Annotated in this window: 22 protein-coding genes; 2 read left to right on the top strand and 20 right to left on the bottom strand. The window is 60.9% G+C overall.

Going from position 1 to position 21,931, the window contains the following annotated elements:
- Positions 1-9: 9 nt before the first annotated feature.
- From mltG to AC3IX1_RS21055, 9 genes are all read right to left on the bottom strand, one after another.
- The gene (mltG, locus tag AC3IX1_RS21015) at positions 10-1,242 is read right to left on the bottom strand and encodes an endolytic transglycosylase MltG (RefSeq protein WP_489385672.1); all 1,233 of its coding nucleotides are present in this window, start codon (positions 1,240-1,242) and stop codon (positions 10-12) included.
- A 3-nt stretch (positions 1,243-1,245) separates the two neighbouring features.
- Positions 1,246-2,061 carry an aminodeoxychorismate lyase gene (gene pabC / locus AC3IX1_RS21020; protein ID WP_489385673.1) on the bottom strand — a complete coding sequence of 272 codons (816 nt, stop codon included), beginning with the start codon at positions 2,059-2,061 and terminating at the stop codon, positions 1,246-1,248.
- Positions 2,061-3,305 (bottom strand): beta-ketoacyl-ACP synthase II, encoded by a 1,245-nt coding sequence (fabF, locus tag AC3IX1_RS21025; protein ID WP_489385674.1) that lies wholly within the window; start codon positions 3,303-3,305, stop codon positions 2,061-2,063. Before fabF ends, pabC begins: the two co-directional genes overlap by 1 nt.
- A gap of 109 nt (positions 3,306-3,414) precedes the next feature.
- On the bottom strand, positions 3,415-3,651 hold the full coding sequence (gene acpP / locus AC3IX1_RS21030; RefSeq protein WP_003175607.1) for an acyl carrier protein: 237 nt from the start codon (positions 3,649-3,651) through the stop codon (positions 3,415-3,417).
- A gap of 196 nt (positions 3,652-3,847) precedes the next feature.
- Entirely contained in the window at positions 3,848-4,588 is a 741-nt protein-coding gene (fabG, locus tag AC3IX1_RS21035) for a 3-oxoacyl-ACP reductase FabG (protein WP_007987168.1), read from the bottom strand.
- Positions 4,589-4,604: 16 nt separating this feature from the next.
- Positions 4,605-5,543, bottom strand: a complete 939-nt coding sequence (fabD, locus tag AC3IX1_RS21040; protein WP_489385675.1) for an ACP S-malonyltransferase — start codon at positions 5,541-5,543, stop codon at positions 4,605-4,607.
- Between the two features lie 125 nt (positions 5,544-5,668).
- On the bottom strand, positions 5,669-6,679 hold the full coding sequence (plsX, locus tag AC3IX1_RS21045; protein ID WP_489385676.1) for a phosphate acyltransferase PlsX: 1,011 nt from the start codon (positions 6,677-6,679) through the stop codon (positions 5,669-5,671).
- 4 nt (positions 6,680-6,683) lie between these two features.
- Positions 6,684-6,866, bottom strand: coding sequence for a 50S ribosomal protein L32 (gene rpmF / locus AC3IX1_RS21050; RefSeq protein WP_003179396.1), 183 nt, complete (start codon positions 6,864-6,866; stop codon positions 6,684-6,686).
- 13 nt (positions 6,867-6,879) lie between these two features.
- Complete coding sequence (locus tag AC3IX1_RS21055; protein WP_008050439.1) at positions 6,880-7,407, bottom strand: YceD family protein; 528 nt, start codon at positions 7,405-7,407, stop codon at positions 6,880-6,882.
- A 105-nt stretch (positions 7,408-7,512) separates the two neighbouring features.
- On the opposite strand from AC3IX1_RS21055, the gene AC3IX1_RS21060 reads away from it, so the two are divergent.
- The gene (locus AC3IX1_RS21060; protein ID WP_489385677.1) at positions 7,513-8,091 is read left to right on the top strand and encodes a Maf family protein; all 579 of its coding nucleotides are present in this window, start codon (positions 7,513-7,515) and stop codon (positions 8,089-8,091) included.
- Positions 8,092-8,153: 62 nt separating this feature from the next.
- On the opposite strand, the gene AC3IX1_RS21065 is transcribed toward AC3IX1_RS21060, so the two are convergent.
- From AC3IX1_RS21065 to rluC, 3 genes are read right to left on the bottom strand one after another with little or no spacing between them, the layout of a single operon-like run.
- Positions 8,154-9,143, bottom strand: coding sequence for a S49 family peptidase (locus tag AC3IX1_RS21065; protein WP_489385678.1), 990 nt, complete (start codon positions 9,141-9,143; stop codon positions 8,154-8,156).
- Between the two features lie 24 nt (positions 9,144-9,167).
- Positions 9,168-9,830, bottom strand: a complete 663-nt coding sequence (locus AC3IX1_RS21070) for an HAD-IA family hydrolase (RefSeq protein WP_489385679.1) — start codon at positions 9,828-9,830, stop codon at positions 9,168-9,170.
- Positions 9,817-10,779, bottom strand: a complete 963-nt coding sequence (gene rluC / locus AC3IX1_RS21075) for a 23S rRNA pseudouridine(955/2504/2580) synthase RluC (protein WP_095942602.1) — start codon at positions 10,777-10,779, stop codon at positions 9,817-9,819. Before rluC ends, AC3IX1_RS21070 begins: the two co-directional genes overlap by 14 nt.
- 701 nt (positions 10,780-11,480) lie before the next feature.
- Here rluC and rne point away from each other — a divergent pair.
- Positions 11,481-14,699: a ribonuclease E gene (gene rne / locus AC3IX1_RS21080; RefSeq protein WP_489385680.1), complete on the top strand. Its 3,219-nt coding sequence runs from the start codon at positions 11,481-11,483 to the stop codon at positions 14,697-14,699.
- Positions 14,700-14,890: 191 nt separating this feature from the next.
- Here rne and AC3IX1_RS21085 read toward each other — a convergent pair whose 3' ends face one another.
- The 8 genes from AC3IX1_RS21085 to AC3IX1_RS21120 all read right to left on the bottom strand — a co-directional run bounded on the left by AC3IX1_RS21085 (position 14,891) and on the right by AC3IX1_RS21120 (position 21,923).
- Complete coding sequence (locus tag AC3IX1_RS21085) at positions 14,891-15,487, bottom strand: nucleotidyltransferase family protein (RefSeq protein WP_489385681.1); 597 nt, start codon at positions 15,485-15,487, stop codon at positions 14,891-14,893.
- Entirely contained in the window at positions 15,484-16,467 is a 984-nt protein-coding gene (locus AC3IX1_RS21090; protein ID WP_489385682.1) for an XdhC family protein, read from the bottom strand. The genes AC3IX1_RS21085 and AC3IX1_RS21090 overlap by 4 nt, the downstream gene beginning before the upstream one ends.
- Positions 16,467-18,788: a xanthine dehydrogenase family protein molybdopterin-binding subunit gene (locus tag AC3IX1_RS21095; protein WP_489385683.1), complete on the bottom strand. Its 2,322-nt coding sequence runs from the start codon at positions 18,786-18,788 to the stop codon at positions 16,467-16,469. Before AC3IX1_RS21095 ends, AC3IX1_RS21090 begins: the two co-directional genes overlap by 1 nt.
- Positions 18,785-19,255: a (2Fe-2S)-binding protein gene (locus tag AC3IX1_RS21100; RefSeq protein ID WP_150753999.1), complete on the bottom strand. Its 471-nt coding sequence runs from the start codon at positions 19,253-19,255 to the stop codon at positions 18,785-18,787. Before AC3IX1_RS21100 ends, AC3IX1_RS21095 begins: the two co-directional genes overlap by 4 nt.
- 241 nt (positions 19,256-19,496) lie before the next feature.
- Entirely contained in the window at positions 19,497-20,516 is a 1,020-nt protein-coding gene (gene murB, locus AC3IX1_RS21105; protein WP_489385684.1) for a UDP-N-acetylmuramate dehydrogenase, read from the bottom strand.
- The gene (locus AC3IX1_RS21110) at positions 20,513-20,977 is read right to left on the bottom strand and encodes a low molecular weight protein-tyrosine-phosphatase (protein WP_489385685.1); all 465 of its coding nucleotides are present in this window, start codon (positions 20,975-20,977) and stop codon (positions 20,513-20,515) included. The genes murB and AC3IX1_RS21110 overlap by 4 nt, the downstream gene beginning before the upstream one ends.
- A complete protein-coding gene (kdsB, locus tag AC3IX1_RS21115; RefSeq protein WP_489385686.1) occupies positions 20,977-21,741 on the bottom strand; it encodes a 3-deoxy-manno-octulosonate cytidylyltransferase in 765 nt (254 codons plus the stop codon). Before kdsB ends, AC3IX1_RS21110 begins: the two co-directional genes overlap by 1 nt.
- A complete protein-coding gene (locus AC3IX1_RS21120; RefSeq protein WP_003179363.1) occupies positions 21,738-21,923 on the bottom strand; it encodes a Trm112 family protein in 186 nt (61 codons plus the stop codon). The genes kdsB and AC3IX1_RS21120 overlap by 4 nt, the downstream gene beginning before the upstream one ends.
- Positions 21,924-21,931: the final 8 nt, after the last annotated feature.

Consider the following 21,931-nt stretch of genomic DNA (forward strand, 5'->3'; position numbering starts at 1 on the left):
TAGTCAGAGTCATTGCGGGCTTTTCGGTGCGCTTGCATCGGGTTCGGGCGTTTCAGGGGCTGGCGCAGGATCTTGCGCCGGCACCTGCGGCAACGCCTCGGGAGCTGTGTTCGGTGAAGCGGCCGGGATCGGTGCCAGCTCCTGCGAAGCCTTGGCCTCCTGCGTACCGTTTTGCTCAGTCTGGGTCAGCGATGTCTCTGGCGTGGCAGTGGGTGCCAGGCTGGAGCGGTAATCGGCGCGACGCTTGAGCTGGAACTCCTTCACCGCATTGTTGTGGGCATCCAGGTCATCGGAGAACACGTGAGTGCCATCACCACGCGCCACGAAGTAAAGGCTGTTGCCCTCCACCGGATTGAGCGCCGCATGGATGGCTTCGCGACCGACCATGGAAATCGGCGTCGGCGGCAGGCCCGCATTCATGTAGGTGTTATAGGGCGTCGATTCCTTGAGGTGAGCCCGGGTCAGCTTGCCGCTATAGCGGTCGCCGAGGCCGTAGATCACCGTCGGGTCGGTCTGCAGCAGCATGCCTATCGCCATGCGTCGCACAAATACGCCGGCAATCTGCCCGCGCTCCTGCGGCACACCGGTTTCCTTTTCCACCAGCGAAGCCATGATCAGCGCCTGGTAGGGTTCGGTGTACGGCGTATCTGCAGCGCGCTTTTCCCACTCCTTGGCGAGCACTTCATCGAGGCGGTCGTAAGCGGTTTTCAGCACCTCGGCATCGGACATGCCCCGCACATAACGATAGGTGTCAGGGAAGAAGCGCCCTTCCGGAAAAATCCCGGTGTGGCCGAGCTTGTCCATGACCTGGCTATCGCTCAAACCGTTGAGGCTATGATCGAGTTTCTCTTCCTTGGCCAGCGCTGCGCGGACCTGACGGAAACTCCAGCCTTCGACCAGGGTCAGGCTGTACTGAACCATTTCCCCGCGTTTCCACAGGTCGATCAGGCCTTCGACGGTCATGCCAGGTTGAATGCGGTATTCGCCGCTGTGCAGGGGTTGTTTGGCGAGGTTGAAGCGCCAATACACCCGCAGCCAGAATGCGTCCTTGATGACGCCATTGGCTTCGAGTCGGTATAAGGTGCGGGTCGGCGTGGTGCCCTTGGGCACATCCAGCAATTGTTCCTGGGCAATGTTCAGCGGCTGTACCAGCGCCGAATGAATTTTCCAGGCTGAAGCACCCAACAGCAGCCCTGCCAGAACCACTCCGGTTTCCAGCAGCAGCAAGAGTTTACGTCTCACGTATCAAGCATCCAGTAGCACACGGGCAATGGTTTGGAGTTTACGGGTGAGCGGCCCAACCGGCCAGTGAAGAGCAGCATAGGCGCGCACCGGCCAGATACCATACACGCTGTTGCAGACAAAGACTTCGTCAGCCCATTGCAGCTGTTCGAGGGGGATATCGGTGATTTGCGTGGGGATTCCCAGCGACTTGGCTTGAAACAATATTTCGGCGCGCATCACGCCTGCCACGCCGCAGCGCTTGAGATCAGCGGTGATGAGCACGCCATCGCGCACCAGGAACAAGTTGCTGAATACGCCTTCAATCACCCGTCCGGCCTGATCGAGCATCAAGCCTTCGGCATGCTCGGTGTCCTGCCATTCGGCACGGGCGAGGACTTGTTCAAGACGATTCAGGTGCTTGAGGCCGGCCAGTAATGGCTGCCTGGACAATCGCGTGGCGCATGGAAACAGACGTACACCCTGCTCACCATGCGCGGCAGGATAAGCCGCCGGTGGATTGCCTTGCAGAATGCGTCGGGCCTGGGCCGAAGAATCGGGGGCGTAACCACGCAGACCGTCGCCACGGGTGAGGATGAGCTTGAGCACCCCGTCACCCAGTGCCGCGGCGTAGGCCAGCAGTTCGCTGCGGATCAACTCCTGCTCGACGGTTATCGCCAGGCGCGAACAACCGTCCACCAGACGCGACAGATGCCGGTCCAGCAACACGGGCTGCCCGTTGCGCACGGCAATGGTCTCGAACAGACCATCGCCATAAGCCAGGCCGCGATCCTTCAGCGACAAAGCGTCAGCCGGCTGACCGTCGACCCAGCTGTCCATCAGCCTGCGAACCGGCGGAACACCAGCGAACCGTTGGTGCCGCCAAAACCGAAGGAGTTGGAAACGACCACATCGATATCCATGTTGCGCGCCGTGTGTGGCACGAAATCGAGGTCGCAGCCTTCGTCCGGCTCATCGAGGTTGATGGTCGGCGGCGCCACCTGGCTGTTGATCGCCAGCACGCTGAAGATCGCCTCGACCGCGCCCGCCGCACCCAGCAGGTGGCCGGTCATGGACTTGGTGGAGCTGACGGCCAGCTTGTAGGCGTGCTCGCCGAACACCGACTTGATCGCATTGACTTCGGCCAGGTCGCCTGCGGGAGTCGAGGTGCCGTGGGCGTTGATGTACTGCACTTGATCGCCATTGATTTTGGCATCGCGCAGCGCATTGGTGATGCAGCGCGCTGCACCTGCGCCATCAGCTGGCGGCGAGGTCATGTGGTAGGCATCGCCACTGGTGCCGAAGCCGATCAGCTCCGCATAGATGGTCGCGCCACGCGCCTTGGCGTGTTCGAGTTCTTCCAGCACCAGCGCACCGGCACCATTGGACAATACAAAGCCATCGCGACCCTTGTCCCATGGACGGCTGGCGCGGGTCGGCTCGTCATTGCGGGTCGACAGCGCGCGGGAGGCACCGAAGCCGCCCATGCCCAGACCGCAGGCCGCCATCTCGGCGCCGCCGGCAATCATCACGTCGGCTTCGTCGTACATGATGTTGCGGGCTGCCATGCCAATGCAGTGGGTACCGGTGGTACAGGCCGTGGCGATGGCGTAGTTGGGTCCCTGTGCACCGAGGTGGATGGACAGGAAACCGGAAATCATATTGATGATCGAGCCTGGCACGAAGAACGGAGAGATCCGTCGCGGGCCGGTCTCGTGCAGCGTGCGGGCGGTTTCTTCGATATTGGTCAGACCGCCAATACCCGAGCCCATGGCCACGCCGATACGCTCACGGTTGGCGTCAGTGACTTCCAGACCGGAATTGCGTACCGCCTGAAAACCTGCGGCCAGACCGTATTGAATGAACAGGTCGAGCTTGCGGGCTTCCTTGACCGACAGGTATTCCTCGACATTGAAGTCCTTTACCGAGCCGCCAAAACGGGTGGAATAGGCAGAAAGGTCGGCGTGTTCGATCAGACCAATGCCACTGCGGCCAGCCAGAATGCCCTGCCAGCTGCTCGGCACATCCGTGCCCAGTGGCGACAACATACCCATACCGGTGACTACGACGCGTCTACGCGACACAGCACTCTCCTTTTTTCAAATGACGACTTTGCATCAGGCCTAAAGAAAAAACCGCACGCCATGATGGCAGTGCGGTTTTTCCATGACAGCGAGCAACGATTACAAACTATTACGCCTGGTGGCTAGTAACGTAGTCGATTGCAGCTTGTACGGTAGTGATCTTCTCGGCTTCTTCGTCAGGGATTTCGGTCTCGAATTCCTCTTCCAGAGCCATCACCAGCTCAACGGTGTCAAGGGAGTCGGCACCCAGGTCTTCAACGAAGGAAGCAGTGTTGACCACTTCTTCTTCTTTAACGCCCAGTTGCTCAGCAACGATTTTCTTGACGCGCTCTTCGATGGTGCTCATACCTTGTTTTCACTCCTAATGGACAAATTCAGGCAGCTGGCCAGTGGGTAAGTGTATAGAAAGACTTTTCAGCTTTTCAACTGAAAGCTTCACTCCTCGAACCCGGTGACCCTCTGCCTATAAATAGATTGCAGCTTTATAACGGATTTTAGACAGCTCGTATGACATTTTTTTGAAGCAATCCGTCACATTTGAATTACATGTACATCCCGCCGTTCACCGGGATTGTAGCTCCGGTAACGTAAGCCGCACCGTCCGACGCAAGAAAAGCGACCACGGACGCGATCTCTTGAGCCTGCCCCAGACGACCCAGCGGAATCTGCGTCTGCAAGGCTTCACGCTGCGCCTCGGGCAGTTCACGGGTCATATCGGTATCGATGAACCCAGGGGCCACCGAGTTTACCGTAATCGAACGCGAACCGACTTCACGCGCCAGTGCACGGCTGAAACCTTCCAGACCGGCCTTGGCGGCAGCGTAGTTTACTTGGCCTGCGTTGCCCATGGCACCCACAACCGAGCCAATACTGATAATTCGGCCCCAACGGGCTTTGGTCATGCCACGCAAAACGCCTTTGGACAGGCGGAACAGACTGTTCAGATTGGTATCGACAACGTCGTGCCACTCGTCGTCTTTCATGCGCATCATCAGGTTATCGCGGGTGATACCGGCATTATTGACCAGAATCGCCGGCGCACCGAACTGCTCCTGAATGCTCGCCAGAACACTTGCCACAGACTCGTCGCTGGTGACATTGAGTTCCAGGCCAGTGCCCTGGATACCGTTTTCCTTCAAGGTCGCGGCAATGCGCTCGGCACCCGACGCGGAGGTCGCGGTACCCACAACGATGGCGCCCTGACGACCCAGTTCCAGGGCGATAGCCTGGCCGATGCCACGGCTTGCACCGGTGACCAGTGCAACTTTACCTTGCAGACTCATGCAAGCTTCTCCTGATTCAGGCCAACGCTGCGCGGGCGGCAGCGAAAGCGTCTGGGGTATTGAGGTTGGATGTCGACACGCCTTCGGCGCAACGCTTGTTCAGACCGGCCAGTACTTTGCCCGGGCCGCACTCGACCAAATTGGTCGCGCCCTTGGCGGCCAGCGCCTGGACCGATTCAACCCAGCGTACTGGCTTGTACAGTTGCTCGAGCAGATCGCGCTTGAGGGTTTCCAGATCGGCCGACACCTGGGCACTGACGTTCTGCACCACGGGAATCTGCGGTGCCTGCCAGTCGATCGCAGCGATCGATTCGGCGAAACGCTCGGCAGCCGGACGCATCAGCTCACAGTGCGACGGCACGCTGACCGGCAATGGCATGGCGCGTTTGGCACCACGCGCCTTGCAACCTTCGATGGCGCGCTCGACAGCAGCCTTGGCACCGGCGATGACCACCTGGCCCGGCGAGTTGAAATTGACCGCGCTGACCACTTCGCCTTGCGCCGCTTCGGCACAGGCTGCCAATACGTCGGCATCGTCCAGCCCCAGGATGGCGGCCATGCCGCCCTGCCCGGCCGGAACGGCTTCCTGCATCAACTGGCCACGACGCTCGACGAGCTTCACTGCGTCGCCCAGGCTCAGACTGCCTGCCGCGACCAGCGCGCTGTACTCACCCAGGCTGTGCCCGGCAACGTAAGCCGGACGCGCGCCACCTTCGGTCAGCCACAGACGCCACAGGGCGATAGAGGCGGTCAGAATGGCCGGCTGGGTTTTATCGGTTTGATTGAGTTGCTCTTCCGGCCCTTGCTGGGTCAGTGCCCACAGGTCGTAACCCAGTGCATCGGAAGCTTCTTTGAATGTTTCAAGGACAACCGGATGTTGCGCGCCCAGCTCGGCCAGCATGCCGAGGGACTGCGAACCCTGTCCTGGAAAGACGAATGCGAGGGAAGCAGACATGTAACAAGCCCCTAATGATCTTGTCGTCGGAGAGTTGGCGCCCCGCTTCGGGGACGCAAGAAACTGACAGTTGGATGGCCCATCGAACCAAGCGGTCACATTTAAGCATTGTCCGACGAAAACACCTAAAGCAACAAATCCTCAAGACGACCGTGCAGACGTTCGGGAAGATTCTCCTGAATCTCGATCAAGGCGCGCTCAATGGCACTCTGAAACCCCTGGACCCCGGCAGAACCGTGGCTTTTCACCACAATCCCCTGCAAGCCGAGCAAGCTCGCGCCGTTGTGCCGGGCAGGCGCCAGATCGGCCTGCAGGCGCTTCATCAAGGGCAGCGCCAGTGCGCCAACCACGCGAGAGGCCAGGTTCTTCCTGAACAACGCCTCGATGCGCCCGGCAATCATGGTCGCCAGACCTTCGCTGGATTTGAGCAGGATGTTGCCGACAAAACCGTCGCACACCACCACATCCGCTTCGCCACGGTACAAACCGTCGCCCTCGATAAAGCCGATGTAATTGATGCCCCGGGCGCCTTGCAACAACGTCGCTGCCAGCTTGACCTGCTGATTGCCCTTGATGTCTTCGGTGCCGATGTTCAGCAACGCCACCCGTGGACGCACTATGCCCAGGGTTTCCGCCGCAACCGAACCCATGACCGCAAACTGCAACAGATGCTCGGCACTGCAATCGACGTTGGCGCCCAGGTCGAGCAATTGGCAGTAACCCTTTTGTGTCGGAATCGCCGCGACCATGGCCGGACGGTCAATGCCCGGCAGGGTCTTGAGCACGAACCGCGACAACGCCATCAGCGCCCCGGTGTTGCCGGCACTGACACAGGCCTGGACCTTGCCGTCACGCAACAACTCAAGCGCCACGCGCATCGACGAGTCGGGTTTGCCACGCAGGGCCTGGGCAGGTTTTTCGTCCATCGTGATGACTTCGGACGCCGGCGTAATCGACAGGCGCGCGCGTTCCACAGCCGGATGACCAGCGATCAATTCTTCAAGAAGGGAGGGTTGACCGACGAGGGTCAGGTGCAGCGAGGGTGTAGCAGACAGGCAAGCAAGGCTGGCCTGAACAATGCTGCGGGGACCGAAGTCCCCGCCCATTGCGTCAATCGCGATGACTTGAGCGGACAAGTGATTACTCGTCAGCGCCCTTGTCGATCACTTTACGGCCACGGTATACGCCTTCTGGCGATACGTGGTGACGCAGGTGAACTTCACCGGTGGTTTTTTCTACAGACAGGGTGCTAGCCTCGAGAGCGTCGTGCGAACGGCGCATGTCACGGGCAGAGCGGGATTTTTTGTTCTGCTGAACAGCCATAATTGATTAACTCCTAAACGTTTGGGTCACGCTTTAACTGCGCCAATACACTGAACGGGTTGGACCGCGTTACCTCGTCCTCGCTCGGTTCGGGCTCATCGAGACCCGCCGGCTGCTGGCATTCTTCCGGATGATGAGCAGGCACAATGGGCAAGGCGAGCAGAAGCTCCTCCTCGATCAGTGACTGCAGATCCAAAGGATCTTCGCCCAGTTCCAGCACGTCATAACCTTTCGGCAACGACTGGGTATTCGCACCCTCCTTCACCACAGCGTAACTGCATTCGCTGTGGATCGGCAGGGTGACCAGCTCAAGACAACGCTGGCAAACCATTTTGACTTCAGTGTCGATAAAGCTGTGGATGACCACAGATTTACGTTCATCTCGTTCAAAAACGAATTTAGCCTGCACCGTACCGACATTGTCGGAAAGCGGGTCGCAGAGTCTCTCCAAATCGGCCAGCAGCATTTCACCTTGAAGGGTGGTGCCACGATCAGCCAATTTGCGCGGGTCAACGTGAGGTGGAATCGGGTCATTCAACATAGGCGCAGCATTATAGGGATGCCCCCGCCCATGTCAAAGGAAATTCAGCCCTGTCCGTCACTTGGAAGCCTCGCTAGAATTCGCGCACACCTTATGGAGTTGCGCATGCTGCCTTTATTACTCGCTTCGAGCTCGGCCTATCGCCGGGAATTGCTGACCCGCCTGCGACTGCCTTTCACTTGCAGCTCGCCGGATATTGACGAAAGCCATCGCCCAGGTGAACCCGCCATCGAGTTGGTCAAACGCCTCGCCGAAGAGAAAGCCCGCGCCCTGGCCGACAGCCATACCGCTCATCTGATAATCGGCTCCGACCAGGTCGCCGTGCTGGGAGAGCGAATTATCGGCAAGCCCCACACCTTCGAAAAAGCCCGCGAACAACTGCTGGCGGCCAGCGGTGCCAGCGTGACATTCCTGACCGGCCTGGCCCTGCTCAACAGCCAGACCGGGCACTGCCAGGTCGACTGCGTGCCGTTCACCGTACACATGCGCGCACTCGACGCGACTCGTATCGAGCGCTACCTGCACGCCGAACAACCCTACGACTGCGCAGGCAGCTTCAAGGCCGAAGGCCTGGGGGTCAGCCTGTTTCGCAGCACAGAGGGCCCCGACGCCACCAGCCTGATCGGCCTGCCGCTGATTCGCCTGATCGACATGCTATTGACCGAAGGCGTGCAGGTCCCCTGATCCTCAAAACCAAAAAACCAAAAAACCGGCCACGCAGGCCGGTTTTTCATGTCACCCCGCAATCAGCGCAGCGACGGACCGTTAAAGCCCATCCACATCGCCAAATGCTCAGCCACGCTGGCACCAAGCTTTTTCGAGAAGCGATCGAATGGCGACTCCTGAACGGTAAAGTCCACCAGTTCTTTCTCGCCGATCACATCCCGCGCAACCGAACTGGCATTGCCCAGACCGTCGATCAACCCCAGCGGCAGCGCCTGCTCGCCGGACCAGACCAGACCGGAGAACAGTTCCGGATGCTCCTTGTCCTTCAGGCGATCGCCGCGCCCCTGCTTGACGCTGCTGATGAACTGCTTGTGGGTCGTATCGAGCACACCCTGCCAGAAGGCGGTTTCTTCCGGCTTCTGTGGCTGGAACGGGTCAAGGAACGACTTGTGCTCGCCAGAGGTGTAGGTGCGCCGCTCGACGCCCAGTTTCTCCATGGTGCCGACAAAACCATAACCGGCTGCAGTCACACCAATGGAGCCGACCAGGCTCGCCTTATCGGCGTAGATCTGATCTGCCGCGCTGGCGATGTAGTAAGCACCGGAGGCCCCCAGATCGGAAATGACCGCATAGAGCTTGATGTCCGGGTGCAGGCCGCGCAGACGACGGATCTCGTCATAGACATAACCCGACTGCACCGGACTGCCGCCCGGGCTGTTGATGCGCAGGATGACGCCCTTGACCTTCTTGTCCTCGAAAGCCGCGCGCAGGCTGCCAACGATATTGTCTGCGCTGGCCGGCTCCTTGTCGGCAATCACGCCTGTCACATCGATCAACGCCGTGTAATTGGCACTGAGGGTAGCGGCCTTTTCCATATCCATCAGCGGCGAAAACAGAGCAATGGCGCCAAACAGATACACAAAAGTCAGCAACTTGAAGAATATTCCCCAGCGACGGGACCGACGCTGCTCCTGCACGCCGGCCAGCAGTGTCTTTTCCAGCAGCTTCCAGCTTTTGTCGTCACCGCTCTCTGCGCTCGCCTTGGCGGGCGCCTTCCATTCGTCGGTCATGCCATCTACCCCAAAAACAACCGGTTAAGCCTGCTGACTCAGCCAGGCATGCAATTCTGAAAAACGGTCGATGGCCAGTCGCGGCTCATACAACTTCAACGCATCGATCGATTGAGCGCCATAGCTGACGGCCACCGAGCCCATGCCGGCGTTGCGCGCCATCTGCAAATCGAAAGACGAATCACCGACCATCAACGCCTGTTCCGGGCGAACCTCGCAATGCGCGAGAATCTGCTCGAGCATCAGCGGATGGGGCTTGCTGGCGGTCTCGTCGGCGGCGCGGGTGATATCGAAGTAGTTCTCCCAGCCATGGGACTTCAACACCCGATCCAGCCCGCGACGGGCCTTGCCGGTCGCCACTGCCAGATGATAGCCCTCGGCACGAAACGCCTCGAGCGACTCGACCACACCCTCGAACAGCGGCGAAGGCACAGCCTCCGACGCAATGTAATGCTCAGCATAGCGTTCGCGGAACGCGATCAGCTCGGCATCATCGATTTCGGGGTACAGGGTACGGATCGCTTCTGGCAAGCCCAGGCCGATGATGCCCTTGACGGCCAGATCATCGCGCAACTCAAAACCGCAACGCTGGGAGGCGACATGCATCGCCTCGACAATCCGACCAATGGAATCGGCCAGAGTGCCGTCCCAATCAAAGATCAGCAGCTTGTAATCAGATGGGCGCACTCAATCGCTCCACGGTTTTGGCCCACATCTCGTCGACCGGCGCTTGCAGCTTCAGCTCACCGCCATCGGGAAGCGGCACGGTCAGCATGTAGGCATGCAGGAACAGGCGCTTGCCGCCCAGATCGCGGATTTCCTTGCTGAAATCGTCATCGCCGTACTTGGTGTCGCCGGCAATGCAGTGCCCGGCGTGCAACGTGTGGACGCGAATTTGGTGAGTGCGCCCAGTGATCGGTTTGGCTTCGATCAGGGTGGCAAAGTCGCCAAAGCGACGCAGGACCTTGAACACGGTCACGGACTCCTTGCCCTCCTCCTCGTCGACCTCGACCATACGCTCGCCGGAACGCAGGTTGCTCTTGCCGAGCGACGCTCGAACCTGCTTGATCGAGGATGCCCAGTTACCACGAACCAGCGCCATATAGCGTTTATCGACGCCATCACCGCGCAAGGCTGTGTGCAAGTGACGCAGCATGCTGCGCTTCTTGGCGATCATCAGCAGGCCGGAGGTGTCACGGTCGAGACGATGAACCAGTTCGAGCTCCTTGCAATCGGGACGCAACTGACGAAAGGCTTCGATTACCCCGTAATTCAAGCCGCTGCCGCCGTGAACCGCGATGCCGCAAGGCTTGTTGATCACGATCAGCGCCTTGTCTTCGAAGACAATCGAGGCCTCGAGTCGCTGCAGCAGGCCTTGTGCCAGCGGCACCGGCTCGTCGCGCTCAGGCACGCGAACCGGCGGCACGCGCACGATGTCGCCCGCCTGCAGCTTGTACTCGGGCTTGATCCGACCTTTGTTCACGCGCACTTCGCCTTTGCGCAAAATGCGGTAAATCAAGGTCTTGGGCACGCCTTTGAGTCGGGCGAGAAGGAAATTATCAATGCGCTGGCCGGCATATTCCGGCGAGACCTCAAGCAGTTGTACGCTTGGAGTCGGGAGGGTAGTCGTCGTCATGGCGCGGATGATAACAATTTTTTATGGAATTGAAGCACTTAATCATTGCTGCTATAGTCGCGAACGCCGCCAAAAGCGGCCTGGACAGCGGACCAACGGTCAAAAACCGGCCCTGACCAACGCAATTCACCAGGACGCGAGGCCGTCCTACGGGGCTTTCGCTACGTAACGGTGGAGTTTGCAGGTGTAACGAGCGCAGGTGACATGAGGCCTGAATCACGCCACAAAGCAGAGTTTTCACTCGTTTTGCGCGCCATATTCACGGCCAGTTCACAAAGTGCAGTCAGCTGCGAATGACCCCGAGCGAAGGCATCGGAAACAACGCCTAAATTAGCCATGATGCGTGACCTCCCCTTTCGGAGCTCACGGTAAATGCCAACCCGCTGCGGATTCTGCGCGCGGCAGCACCCGAATTATCAGGGATACGTGTAGGGTGGAGATGCACAACCGCCGGACTGTGTAGCAACAGGCTTTCTCAAGACGCTTCATCTCGTCCACAGCCGCTGGTTGATTCCTCCTCCTGACTGAGTGCTTAAGTAGCCACAGCAAGCAGGACGCGTACGTCGCGATGAAGGCCCACATTGGCCGGACTTCGCTGGACACGGGAAATGGCCAACCACTCCCGACGCACCTGACACCGACCGTGAGAAGTCGTGTGTGCCGAACGCCGTTTCCGGCAGCCCGGAAACCGACGGTACTACATGAAAAGAATGCTGATTAACGCAACTCAACCCGAAGAGTTGCGTGTTGCACTGGTAGATGGCCAGCGCCTCTACGACCTGGACATCGAATCCGGTGCACGCGAGCAGAAGAAGGCCAACATCTATAAAGGCCGGATTACTCGCATCGAACCAAGCCTCGAGGCTGCCTTTGTCGATTTCGGCTCTGAGCGCCACGGCTTCCTGCCCCTCAAAGAAATCTCCCGCGAATACTTCAAGAAAGCCCCGGAAGGTCGCGTCAACATCAAGGACGTCCTGAGCGAAGGCCAGGAAGTCATCGTTCAGGTCGAAAAAGAAGAACGTGGCAACAAGGGCGCCGCCCTGACCACCTTCATCAGCCTGGCCGGCCGTTACCTGGTGCTGATGCCGAACAACCCGCGTGCCGGCGGTATCTCCCGTCGCATCGAAGGCGAAGAGCGCAACGAACTGCGTGAAGCCCTGAACGGTCTGGTTGCCCCGGCCGACATGGGCCTGATCGTGCGCACTGCCGGCCTGGGCCGCAGCAGCGAAGAAATGCAGTGGGACCTCGACTACCTGCTGCAACTGTGGACCGCCATCAAGGAAGCTTCGCTGGACCGCGCCGCGCCATTCCTGATCTACCAGGAAAGCAACGTGATCATCCGCGCGATCCGCGACTACCTGCGCCAGGACATCGGCGAAGTGCTGATCGACAGCGTTGAAGCCCAGGACGAAGCCCTGACCTTCATCCGCCAGGTGATGCCGCAGTACGCCAGCAAGATCAAGCTGTACGAAGACAGCGTTCCGCTGTTCAACCGTTTCCAGATCGAAAGCCAGATCGAAACCGCTTTCCAGCGCGTTGTCGAACTGCCTTCCGGCGGCTCCATCGTTATCGATCCGACCGAAGCCCTGGTGTCCATCGACATCAACTCGGCGCGCGCTACCAAAGGCAGCGACATCGAAGAAACCGCACTGCAAACCAACCTTGAAGCGGCCGAAGAAATCGCCCGTCAGTTGCGCCTGCGCGACATCGGCGGCCTGATCGTCATCGACTTCATCGACATGACCCCTGCCAAGAACCAGCGCGCCGTGGAAGAGAAAGTCCGCGAATGCCTGGAAGCCGACCGCGCTCGCGTGCAAGTCGGTCGCATCTCGCGCTTCGGCTTGCTGGAAATGTCCCGTCAGCGCCTGCGTCCGTCCCTGGGTGAAAGCAGCGGCATCGTCTGCCCGCGTTGCAACGGCACCGGCATCATCCGTGACGTTGAATCGCTGTCCCTGGCGATCCTGCGCCTGATCGAAGAAGAAGCCCTGAAAGACCGCACCGCCGAAGTTCGCGCACAAGTGCCGATCCCGGTGGCTGCGTTCCTGCTCAACGAAAAACGCAACTCGATCACCAAGATCGAACTGCGCACCCGCGCCCGCATCGTCATCCTGCCGAACGATCACCTCGAAACGCCGCACTTCGAAGTGCAGCGCCTGCGTGATGACAGCCCGGAAGCGGCGACCAACCAGTCCAGCTACGAAATCGCCGCTGCCGCTGCCGAAGTCGAAGAAGTCCAGCCAGCCGCCGCGACCCGCACCCTGGTTCGCCAGGAAGCCGCGGTCAAGACGGCGCCGGCCCGCGCCAATGCTCCGGTTCCGACCGAAGTTGCCGCTCCAGCCCCTGCTCCCGCTGCCGTGCCAGAGCCAAGCCTGTTCAAAGGCCTGGTGAAGTCGCTGGTGAGCCTGTTCGCCACCAAGGAGGAGCCTGTTGCTCCGACCGTGGTTGAAAAGCCTGCGACCACCGAGCGTCCGGCCCGCAACGAAGAGCGTCGCAACGGTCGCCAGCAAAGCCGCAACCGTAACGGTCGCCGCGATGAAGAGCGCAAGCCTCGCGAAGAACGTGCACCGCGTGAAGAACGCGCACCACGTGAGCCGCGTGAAGAGCGTCAGCCACGGGAAGTGCGCGAGCCTCGCGAGACCCGCGAAGAAACGCCGGCAGTAGCCCGCGAAGAACGCGCACCACGCGCGCCTCGTGAAGAACGTGCACCGCGCGCTCCGCGTGAAGATCGCAAGCCACGTGGCGAGCGTGAAGAACGCGTTCGTGAGCTGCGCGAACCTCTGGATGCCGCTCCGGCTGCTCCGGCCGCCGCTGCTACAGCTACGGCTGCTACCGCTGAAGAGCGTCCGGCTCGCCAGCCACGTGAAGAACGCGCTCCACGCCCACCGCGTGAAGAACGTCAGCCACGTGCCGAACAAGCTGCCGCAGCCGCAACTGAAGAAGAACTGGTCACCAACGAAGAGCAACTGCAGGAAGACGGTCAGGAAGGCGCCGAAGGCGATCGTCCACGCCGCCGTTCCCGTGGCCAGCGTCGTCGCAGCAACCGTCGCGAGCGTCAGCGTGACGCTAACGGCAACGTGATCGAAGGTTCGGAAGAATCCGAGTCCGGCGAAAACGCTGAAGCGCCAAGCACTGCCGATCTGGCCGCCGGCCTGGCTGTCACCGCAGCCGTTGCCAGCAGCGTGATCAGCGCTCCAGCCGAAGCTGAAGCCAACGTGCAAGCCGAACGCGCCACTGCCGCGACCCTGGAAGCAGCTCCGGTTGAAGCGCCAGTCGTTGAAGCGACCACACCGGTCGAAGTCACCGCCTCGCCGGAAATCGAAGTGGCGCCAGCGCCTGAGGCACAGCCTTCCGTTGAAGCGGCTGCCGAGCCAGCGCCGGTGGTAGAAGCTCCTGCCCAGGCTGCAGAAGCGGTTGTTGAGACCGTGACTGAAACCGTGCGTGAAGTTCGCGAAGAGCAAACCGCATTCAACTGGGTTGCCGAGCCAGCCGTCGCTGAAGCCGCTGCACCAGCCGCTGAAGCCATGGTTTCCGAACCAGTGGTTGCCGCTGCAGAAACGGCTCCAGCGCCGGTGGTTGAAGCGCCAGTCGTTGAAGCTCCGGTCGATGCCGAAGCACCTGCACCGGTAGTCGAAGCCGCGTCTGCCAGCGCCTTGACGCCAAGTGGCCGTGCGCCTAACGACCCGCGTGAAGTGCGTCGTCGCAAGCGTGAAGCCGAGCGCCTGCAGAAGGAAGCTGAACTGGCTGCCGCTGCGGCTCCAGCTGAAGCGGCTGTCGCTGCCGAACCTGCACCGGTTGCTGCTGAAGTGGCTGCCGAGCCGGTTGAGTCGGTGATCCACGAAGCACCGCGCTCCGTTCAGGACGCGGTAGAGCAACACGAGCAAGCCGAGGAAAAAGAGCACGAGCCTAAACCTCTCGTCTGATTCCATCGGCCACTAAAAAGCCCCGCCTGGTGATCCCAGGCGGGGCTTTTTTATATCCGGACTTCACAACAATCCATTGTAGGAGCGAGCCTGCTCGCGATAGCGGTGTATCAGATTGCATCTCTGCTGGATGCCAGATCGCTATCGCGAGCAGGCTCGCTCCCACAGGGGATCCAGGTTGATCTGAAAATCTATGCGGGGATAAAGTTCAATGCCTGCGGCACATCCACATCCCACAACACACCGGGATCCTCCACTGCCACTTCAACCACCCGCCCCTGGGCAAACAGCGGCTTGGCGCCACGATCCCCCGATAGCGCCATCAACCCCACAGCGAAGTCCCGTCCGAACCCGACCGGATGCCCGTACTCGCCGTCCTGCACGGGCACGCTGATACTGTCATCGCCAATACCCGCCACCACTTGCTCGATACTGGATGGCAGGATGAACGGCATATCCCCCAGCACCATCAACCAGCCATCGAGTTGCTTGCAGGCAGCGACTCCCGCGGCAATGCTGTCGCCCATTCCCGTCGATTCGATCAGTACAATCTCGCAGCCATAGGCCTGAGCCATGCGAATCACTTGCGGGCGGCCAGCAGTGGTCACCAGTACGCGTTTGTCCAGCGCCGCCGGCAGGTTGACCAATGTGTGCTCGATGACGGACCGCACCACGCCGTCACGCCCGGTGCAATCGGCCACCAACTTATCCTTTTCGGCACCCGCCACCTGACGAAACCGGCTGCCCTGCCCCGCCGCCAACACGACGACGCCAATGGACTCGCTCATACGCTCTCCCGCACGGCTTTCTTCTGCTTCAGTTCGATGCCGTTTTTGACCGCCACGACTTCCGCCATGAGCGACAAGGCAATTTCCGCCGGATTATGACTGCCGATGTGCAAACCGATCGGACCATGCAAGCGGTCAATCGCCGATTGCGACAAGCCCAGTTGGGCCAGGTTTTCCCGGCGCTTCTGGCTGTTGACCCGCGACCCCAGCGCCCCGACATAAAAAGCCCTGGAATCGAGGGCCGTGAGCAGCGCCATGTCGTCCAGACGCGGATCATGGGTCAAGGCCACGATGGCCGTGCGTTCATCGGTCTGGATGTTCAATACCGCCTCATCCGGCATGCCCGAGACAAATCGTCCATGCTGTTCCTCCCAGCCGTAGACGAACTCGCTACGCGGATCGCAAATCAGCACCTCGAAATCCAGCAGCCTGGCCATTTCCGCCACATAGCGCGACAACTGCCCCGCGCCGATCAGCAGCAAGCGCCAGCGCGGGCCGTAGATCGCCCGCAAGGTGTGGCCGTCGAACGTCAACACATCAGCTTTACTGGCCGGCTGCAAAAGCACTTTTCCGGTGGCCAGGGTCAGTTCACGGGCAACGATTTCATGGGCCTCGCAACGGGCGAGCAATTGCTCGACCCACTCCCCATCGTCGATGCGCTCCTCGGTCAAGCGCAAGGTACCGCCGCAGGGCAAGCCGAAACGCGCGGCTTCCTCGCGGGTCACGCCGTAGGTGATCAGTTGCACCGGCGGCCCGTTAAGCGCAAGGCGCCCGTCGTGCAGCCGGGCGATCAAGTCATCTTCGACACATCCGCCGGAAACCGAACCAATCACCATGCCGTCTTCACGCAAGGCCAGCATGGCGCCGGGTGCCCGGGGCGCGGTGCCCCAGGTTTCAACCACGCTGTACAACACCACCCGCTGACCGGCGCGATGCCATTGCAACACGCTGCGCAAGACGTTCAGATCGGCGCTGTCCATCAGGCGCCGGCCTTCTGCCAGCCCGACAGCTGATAACGAACCGGCAGGTCGCGGATGCGCTTGCCGGTGGCAGCAAAGATCGCATTGCACAGTGCCGGTGCAATCGGTGGTACGCCCGGTTCACCCACACCGCCCAATGGTACGTTGCCCGGCGGCGTCACCAGATGCACCGCCACTTCTTTCGGTGCCAGGGACATGCGCGCCACTTCGTACATGTGAAAGTTATCCTGCTGGACCTTGCCGTCCTTGAAGCTGATTTCCCCCAGCACCGCATTACCCAGGCCCATGACGCAGGCGCCTTCGAATTGCGCGCGAATCCGCTCGGGGTTGATCTGTGGACCGCAATCCACCGCAATATCCGCCTTGTGCACGACCAAGGTGCCGTCGTCTTTGACTTCGACCTCGATCACCGCCGCCACATAGGTCACGAAGCTGTAATGCACCGCCAGGCCCAGGCCGCGCCCCTTGGGCAACTCACGCCCCCAACCGGCGGCTTTGGCGGCAGTCTCCAATACCGTGCGCAGGCGCGCGGTGTCGATCGGATAACGCTCGGGGGATTCGCCGTAGTTCCACTCTTCACTCAAGGTGCGCGGATCGATCTGACGGTCCGGACCGAGCAATCTGATCTGATACTTCAGCGGATCTTCCCCGGCCTTGTGCGCCAGTTCATCGATAAAACTCTGGATCGCGAAGCCATGGGGAATGTTCGACACCGAGCGATACCATCCCACCCGGGTATGCACCGTTGCCTCGGGGTTTTCCAGGCGAATGTTGGGGATCGCATACGCCATGTTGGTGAACCCCATGCCCAATTCGAACGCCGCCTCATGGTTCATGCCCGGCGCAAACAACGCCGTGATGCTCGGCGCCACCGTGCGGTGCAACCAGCCGGACGGCAGGCCGTCCTTGTTCAGGCTCGCCTTGAGGTATTCGGCCGACACGGTGTGGAAATACGAACAGTGAATGTCATCTTCGCGGGTCCATTGCACCCGCACCGCTTTGCCGGGGAATGCCTTGGCGAGGATGGCGGCCTCGATGATGAAGTCAGGCTTGGACTTGCGCCCGAATCCGCCCCCGAGCAGGGTCACGTTGAACGTAACCTTGTCAAATTGCAGACCCAGGCGTTCACCAATACGCTCCCGGGTGACCTGCGGTGCCTGGCTTGGCCCCCAGGCTTCGCACGCACCGTCCTTGAACCGCGCAATGGCGACCATCGGTTCCATCGGCGACTGTGACAGATGCGGCAAGTAGTAGGAGGCTTCCAGGGTGCTATCGGCGCTGCTCATGGCCTGGTCGAAGTTGCCGGTATTGCGCACCACTTTGCCGGGTTTGAGCGAGGCGGCTTCGAGTTCCTTGCGATAGTCAATCGAGTCGTAGCTGGCGTTGGGGCCGTCGTCCCACTCGATTTTCAGCGCCTCGCGGCCCTTGATCGCCGCCCAGGTATTGCTCGCCACCACGGCGATACCGCCGAGCGGTTGAAACTCCGAAGGCAACGGACGACTTTCAATCTGCAGCACCTTGACCACGCCTGGGACTTTCATCGCCGCGCTGCCATCGAAGCTTTTGACCTTGCCGCCATACACCGCGGGCCGCGCAATGGTCGCGTAGAGCATGCCGTCGAAATTCACGTCGGCGCCGTACACCGCACGACCGTTGACGATGTCTTCACCGTCGATGGCCTTGGTGCCTTCCTTGCCGATGTATCGAAACTCCGAAGGTTGCTTGAGTTTCAGGCTGTCGCGGGCCGGAACCGGCAAGGCGCTTGCGGCGGAGGCCAGGGCGCCATATCCGAGCTCGCGGCCGGACGGCTCATGGACAACCTTGTGCAATTGCGCATGGCATTCACCGACCGGCACTTTCCATTGCGCGGCGGCAGCCTGTTCGAGCATGGTCCGCGCGGCGGCACCGCAGCGACGCATCGGCTCGTACCAGTGACGCATGCTGCGCGAACCGTCGGTGTCCTGGTTGCCGAAACGCACTTCATCACCAGGAGCCTGTTGCACCTTGACCATCGACCAGTCGGCTTCCAGTTCATCAGCCACCACCATGGTCAAGCTGGTGCGTACGCCCTGGCCCATCTCCGAGCGGTTGCAGATCACGGTCACCGTGCCATCGGCGGTGATGCTCACATAGACTTTCGGATCATCGACCCAGCCGTGAGGCATGCCGTCGGCGCCGAACTTCTTCTCTTTCTCTTCGGCAAACGCGTCCTGCCAGCCCCAGCTCGCGGCGACCACCAGCGCACCGGTCGCCCCCACACCCTTGAGAAAACCACGGCGACTGAGGTTGCTCAGGACGAAATCATTCGGTAACCGGCTCATGCCTTGGCCTCCTTCAGGTGAGTGGAGGCCTGACGGATCGCGGTCTTGATGCGATTGTAGGTGCCGCAGCGGCAGATGTTGCCGACCATGGCTTCTTCGATCTGCTCGTCGCTCGGGTTCGGATTGGTCTTGAGCAGCGCCGTCGCCGACATGATTTGTCCGCCCTGGCAGAAGCCGCATTGGGCCACTGCCGTGTCGAGCCAGGCTTGCTGCACGACTTTGCCGATCGGGTCGGCGTGCAGGTTGTCGATGGTGCTGACATTCTGCCCGGCGACTGAACCGATGGGCGTGATGCAACTGCGTGCCGGAGCCCCTTCGATATGAATGGTGCAGGCGCCGCACAGGCCCATGCCGCAGCCGAACTTGGTGCCGTTGTAACCGGCCACGTCGCGGATCGCCCAGAGCAGCGGCATGTCCTCGGTGACGTCGAGTTGATGGTCTTGACCATTGAGTTTCAGGGTAATCATGGGCACGCCCGCATAGGTCTTGAGTTATGGGGTCGAGCAATCTGCCGCTGGATCTCGGTGGGTCGCACGCAGATCGACTCAGGCTAATGGGCTCTCTTGTGCGGACGCAAACGGTCTGCACCGGGCCTTTGGTGGAGCAAGAGTGTGCATCGTTAGCTGACTAAGTTAACCGAGCATTAACAAAAAAGCCCTGCACAATAAACATTGTGCAGGGCTTTTTGATCCGTCCTGGAAGCTTAGCTCAATACCGGTTCGGCTCCATTTCCAGATCGACATGGAAACGCTCGAAAATGTCTTTCTGGATGCGCTGCGCCAGGTTCAGCAGTTGCAGGCCCGTCGCGCCGCCATAGTTGACCAGCACCAGCGCCTGCAATTTATGCACGCCAGCATCGGCCTCACGGAAACCTTTCCACCCTGCCCGCTCGATCAACCAGCCGGCGGCCAGCTTCATCTGCCCATTGGGTTGCGCATAGGCCACCAGGTCCGGGTATTCGCCCTTGAGCCGTGCAGCCAGCGCCGCCGACACCAGAGGGTTCTTGAAGAAGCTGCCGGCATTGCCGAGCACGGCCGGGTCCGGGAGCTTTTCATTGCGGATGCTGCAAATGGCCTGGCTGACATCACTGGCGGTCGGATGCTCGATGCCTTGTTCGGTCAGGCGCTGGCGCACCGGGCCGTACTCCAGGTGCAGATGCGCGGCGCGGTCGAGGGCGAAACGTACACGCAGGATCAACCAACGCCCCGGCTCCCGCTTGAACAGGCTGTCGCGGTAAGCGAAGTTGCACTCTTGCAGTGTGAAGTCGCGCAGTTCGCCGGTCTGGCGATCGAGGGCGGTCAGGCCGGCGAACACGTCCTTGATCTCGACGCCATAAGCGCCGATGTTCTGCATCGGTGCCGCACCGACCGTGCCGGGAATCAGGCTGAGGTTTTCCAGGCCGGACAACCCCAGGGACAGTGTGTGTTGCACAAAGGGATGCCAGGGCTCGCCCGCCTCGGCCTCGATCACCACTTTGCCGCCCTCATCGCTCAGCACGCGAATTCCGCGAGTGGCCATGCGCAGCACCAGTGAATCGATATCCGCCGTCAGCAGCAGGTTGCTGCCGCCGCCGATCACCAGCACCGGGACCTTGTGCTCCAGCCCGTAGGCCAGGGCTTCGCGCACATCGGCATCGCTATGGGCCTCGGCAAACAGCCGGGCCTGGACATCCACGCCAAAGCTGTTGAACGGCTTGAGCGAAACCTGCGATTGAACCTGCAAACTCATAACCGTCCCTTCAATTCGATCACCAGCAAATCACTGGCGTGCTCGATCAGGTCCAGCACCTGTTCGAAGCCTTGCTCGCCGTCGTAGTACGGGTCCGGCACTTCATCGACCGGCGACTGGTAGCGACGCAGGAACAGGTCGAGTTCGGCCTTGCCCTTGGCCGGTTGCAAGGCCTTGAGGTTGCGCAGGTTGCTGTTGTCCATCGCCAGGATCAGATCGTAGGTGGCGAAATCGGCACGGCTGACTTGCTGGGCACGCTGGGCGGACAAGTCATAACCGCGCAGCTTTGCCGCGGCCTGACTGCGCTTGTCCGGTGCCTTGCCGACATGCCAGTCGCCGGTGCCGGCGGAGGCCACTTCAACCTGATCGGCCAGGCCGGCCTCGTGCAGCTTATGCCGCAATACACCTTCGGCCGTGGGTGAACGGCAGATGTTGCCCAGGCAGACAAACAGAACCCGCATCACGCCTCCAGCAGGCGACGAACGCGCTCGAGGTCTTCAACGGTATCGACGCCGGCTGGCGGCGCGATCAGTGCGTCGGCCACGTGGATCCGCACGCCGTGCCACAGGGCACGCAGCTGTTCCAGGCACTCGGTGTTTTCCAGCCAGCACGGACCCCAGCTGACGAAATCCTGCAGGAAACCGGCGCGGTAGGCATAAATGCCGATATGGCGGCGGTACGGCACACCTTCGGGCAACTGCTCAGGGTTCACGGCGAATGCATCCCGCGCCCAAGGCAAGGTGGAACGGCTGAACGTCAGCGCCAGGCCATTGAGGTCGCTGACGACCTTGACCACGTTGGGATTGAACAGGGTGTCCGCTTCTTCGATCGGCTCGGCCAGGGTGGCCATGCGCGCTTCGGCGTGGGCCGCCAGGTTGGCGGCGACCTGATCGATCACGCTCGGCGGGATCAGCGGCTCGTCACCCTGGACGTTGACCACGATGGCGTCGGGCGCCAGGCCCAGCTTCATCGCGACTTCGGCCAGGCGATCGGTGCCGGAATTGTGATCTTCACGGGTCAGCACCACTTCGGCACCAAAGCCCTTGCAGGCCTCGACGATGCGCGCATCGTCGGTGGCCACCACCACCCGCTCGGCGCTGCTTTTGCTCGCCTGTTCCCAGACGTGCTGGATCATCGGCTTGCCGGCGATCAACAGCAGCGGCTTGCCCGGCAGGCGGGTGGAGGCGTAACGCGATGGAATGACGACGGTAAAGGCTGTGGTCATTTATCCAGACGCTCGTCGGTGGTCAGGGTGCGCGCTTCGGATTCGAGCATCACCGGGATGCCGTCGCGAATCGGGTAGGCCAGGCCTGCACCCTTGCTGATCAGCTCGGTCTTGTCGGCGCTGAGCTTGAGCGGGCCTTTGCAGACCGGGCAAGCGAGGATGTCGAGCAATTTGGTGTCCATGAGCATTC

This window comes from Pseudomonas sp. KH_046_2 (assembly GCF_057838985.1).

Bases quoted from the DNA above. Each gene is read 5' to 3' on its own strand.
- AC3IX1_RS21100 (WP_150753999.1), bottom strand. From the start codon at position 19,255: ATGATTACCCTGAAACTCAATGGTCAAGACCATCAACTCGACGTCACC.
- rne (WP_489385680.1), top strand. From the start codon at position 11,481: ATGAAAAGAATGCTGATTAACGCAACTCAACCCGAAGAGTTGCGTGTT.
- kdsB (WP_489385686.1), bottom strand. From the start codon at position 21,741: ATGACCACAGCCTTTACCGTCGTCATTCCATCGCGTTACGCCTCCACC.
- acpP (WP_003175607.1), bottom strand. From the start codon at position 3,651: ATGAGCACCATCGAAGAGCGCGTCAAGAAAATCGTTGCTGAGCAACTG.
- AC3IX1_RS21090 (WP_489385682.1), bottom strand. From the start codon at position 16,467: ATGGACAGCGCCGATCTGAACGTCTTGCGCAGCGTGTTGCAATGGCAT.
- AC3IX1_RS21085 (WP_489385681.1), bottom strand. From the start codon at position 15,487: ATGAGCGAGTCCATTGGCGTCGTCGTGTTGGCGGCGGGGCAGGGCAGC.
- AC3IX1_RS21060 (WP_489385677.1), top strand. From the start codon at position 7,513: ATGCTGCCTTTATTACTCGCTTCGAGCTCGGCCTATCGCCGGGAATTG.
- rpmF (WP_003179396.1), bottom strand. From the start codon at position 6,866: ATGGCTGTTCAGCAGAACAAAAAATCCCGCTCTGCCCGTGACATGCGC.
- AC3IX1_RS21120 (WP_003179363.1), bottom strand. From the start codon at position 21,923: ATGGACACCAAATTGCTCGACATCCTCGCTTGCCCGGTCTGCAAAGGC.
- murB (WP_489385684.1), bottom strand. From the start codon at position 20,516: ATGAGTTTGCAGGTTCAATCGCAGGTTTCGCTCAAGCCGTTCAACAGC.
- AC3IX1_RS21065 (WP_489385678.1), bottom strand. From the start codon at position 9,143: ATGACCGACGAATGGAAGGCGCCCGCCAAGGCGAGCGCAGAGAGCGGT.
- AC3IX1_RS21110 (WP_489385685.1), bottom strand. From the start codon at position 20,977: ATGCGGGTTCTGTTTGTCTGCCTGGGCAACATCTGCCGTTCACCCACG.
- rluC (WP_095942602.1), bottom strand. From the start codon at position 10,779: ATGACGACGACTACCCTCCCGACTCCAAGCGTACAACTGCTTGAGGTC.
- AC3IX1_RS21055 (WP_008050439.1), bottom strand. From the start codon at position 7,407: ATGTTGAATGACCCGATTCCACCTCACGTTGACCCGCGCAAATTGGCT.
- pabC (WP_489385673.1), bottom strand. From the start codon at position 2,061: ATGGACAGCTGGGTCGACGGTCAGCCGGCTGACGCTTTGTCGCTGAAG.
- fabG (WP_007987168.1), bottom strand. From the start codon at position 4,588: ATGAGTCTGCAAGGTAAAGTTGCACTGGTCACCGGTGCAAGCCGTGGC.
- AC3IX1_RS21095 (WP_489385683.1), bottom strand. From the start codon at position 18,788: ATGAGCCGGTTACCGAATGATTTCGTCCTGAGCAACCTCAGTCGCCGT.
- fabD (WP_489385675.1), bottom strand. From the start codon at position 5,543: ATGTCTGCTTCCCTCGCATTCGTCTTTCCAGGACAGGGTTCGCAGTCC.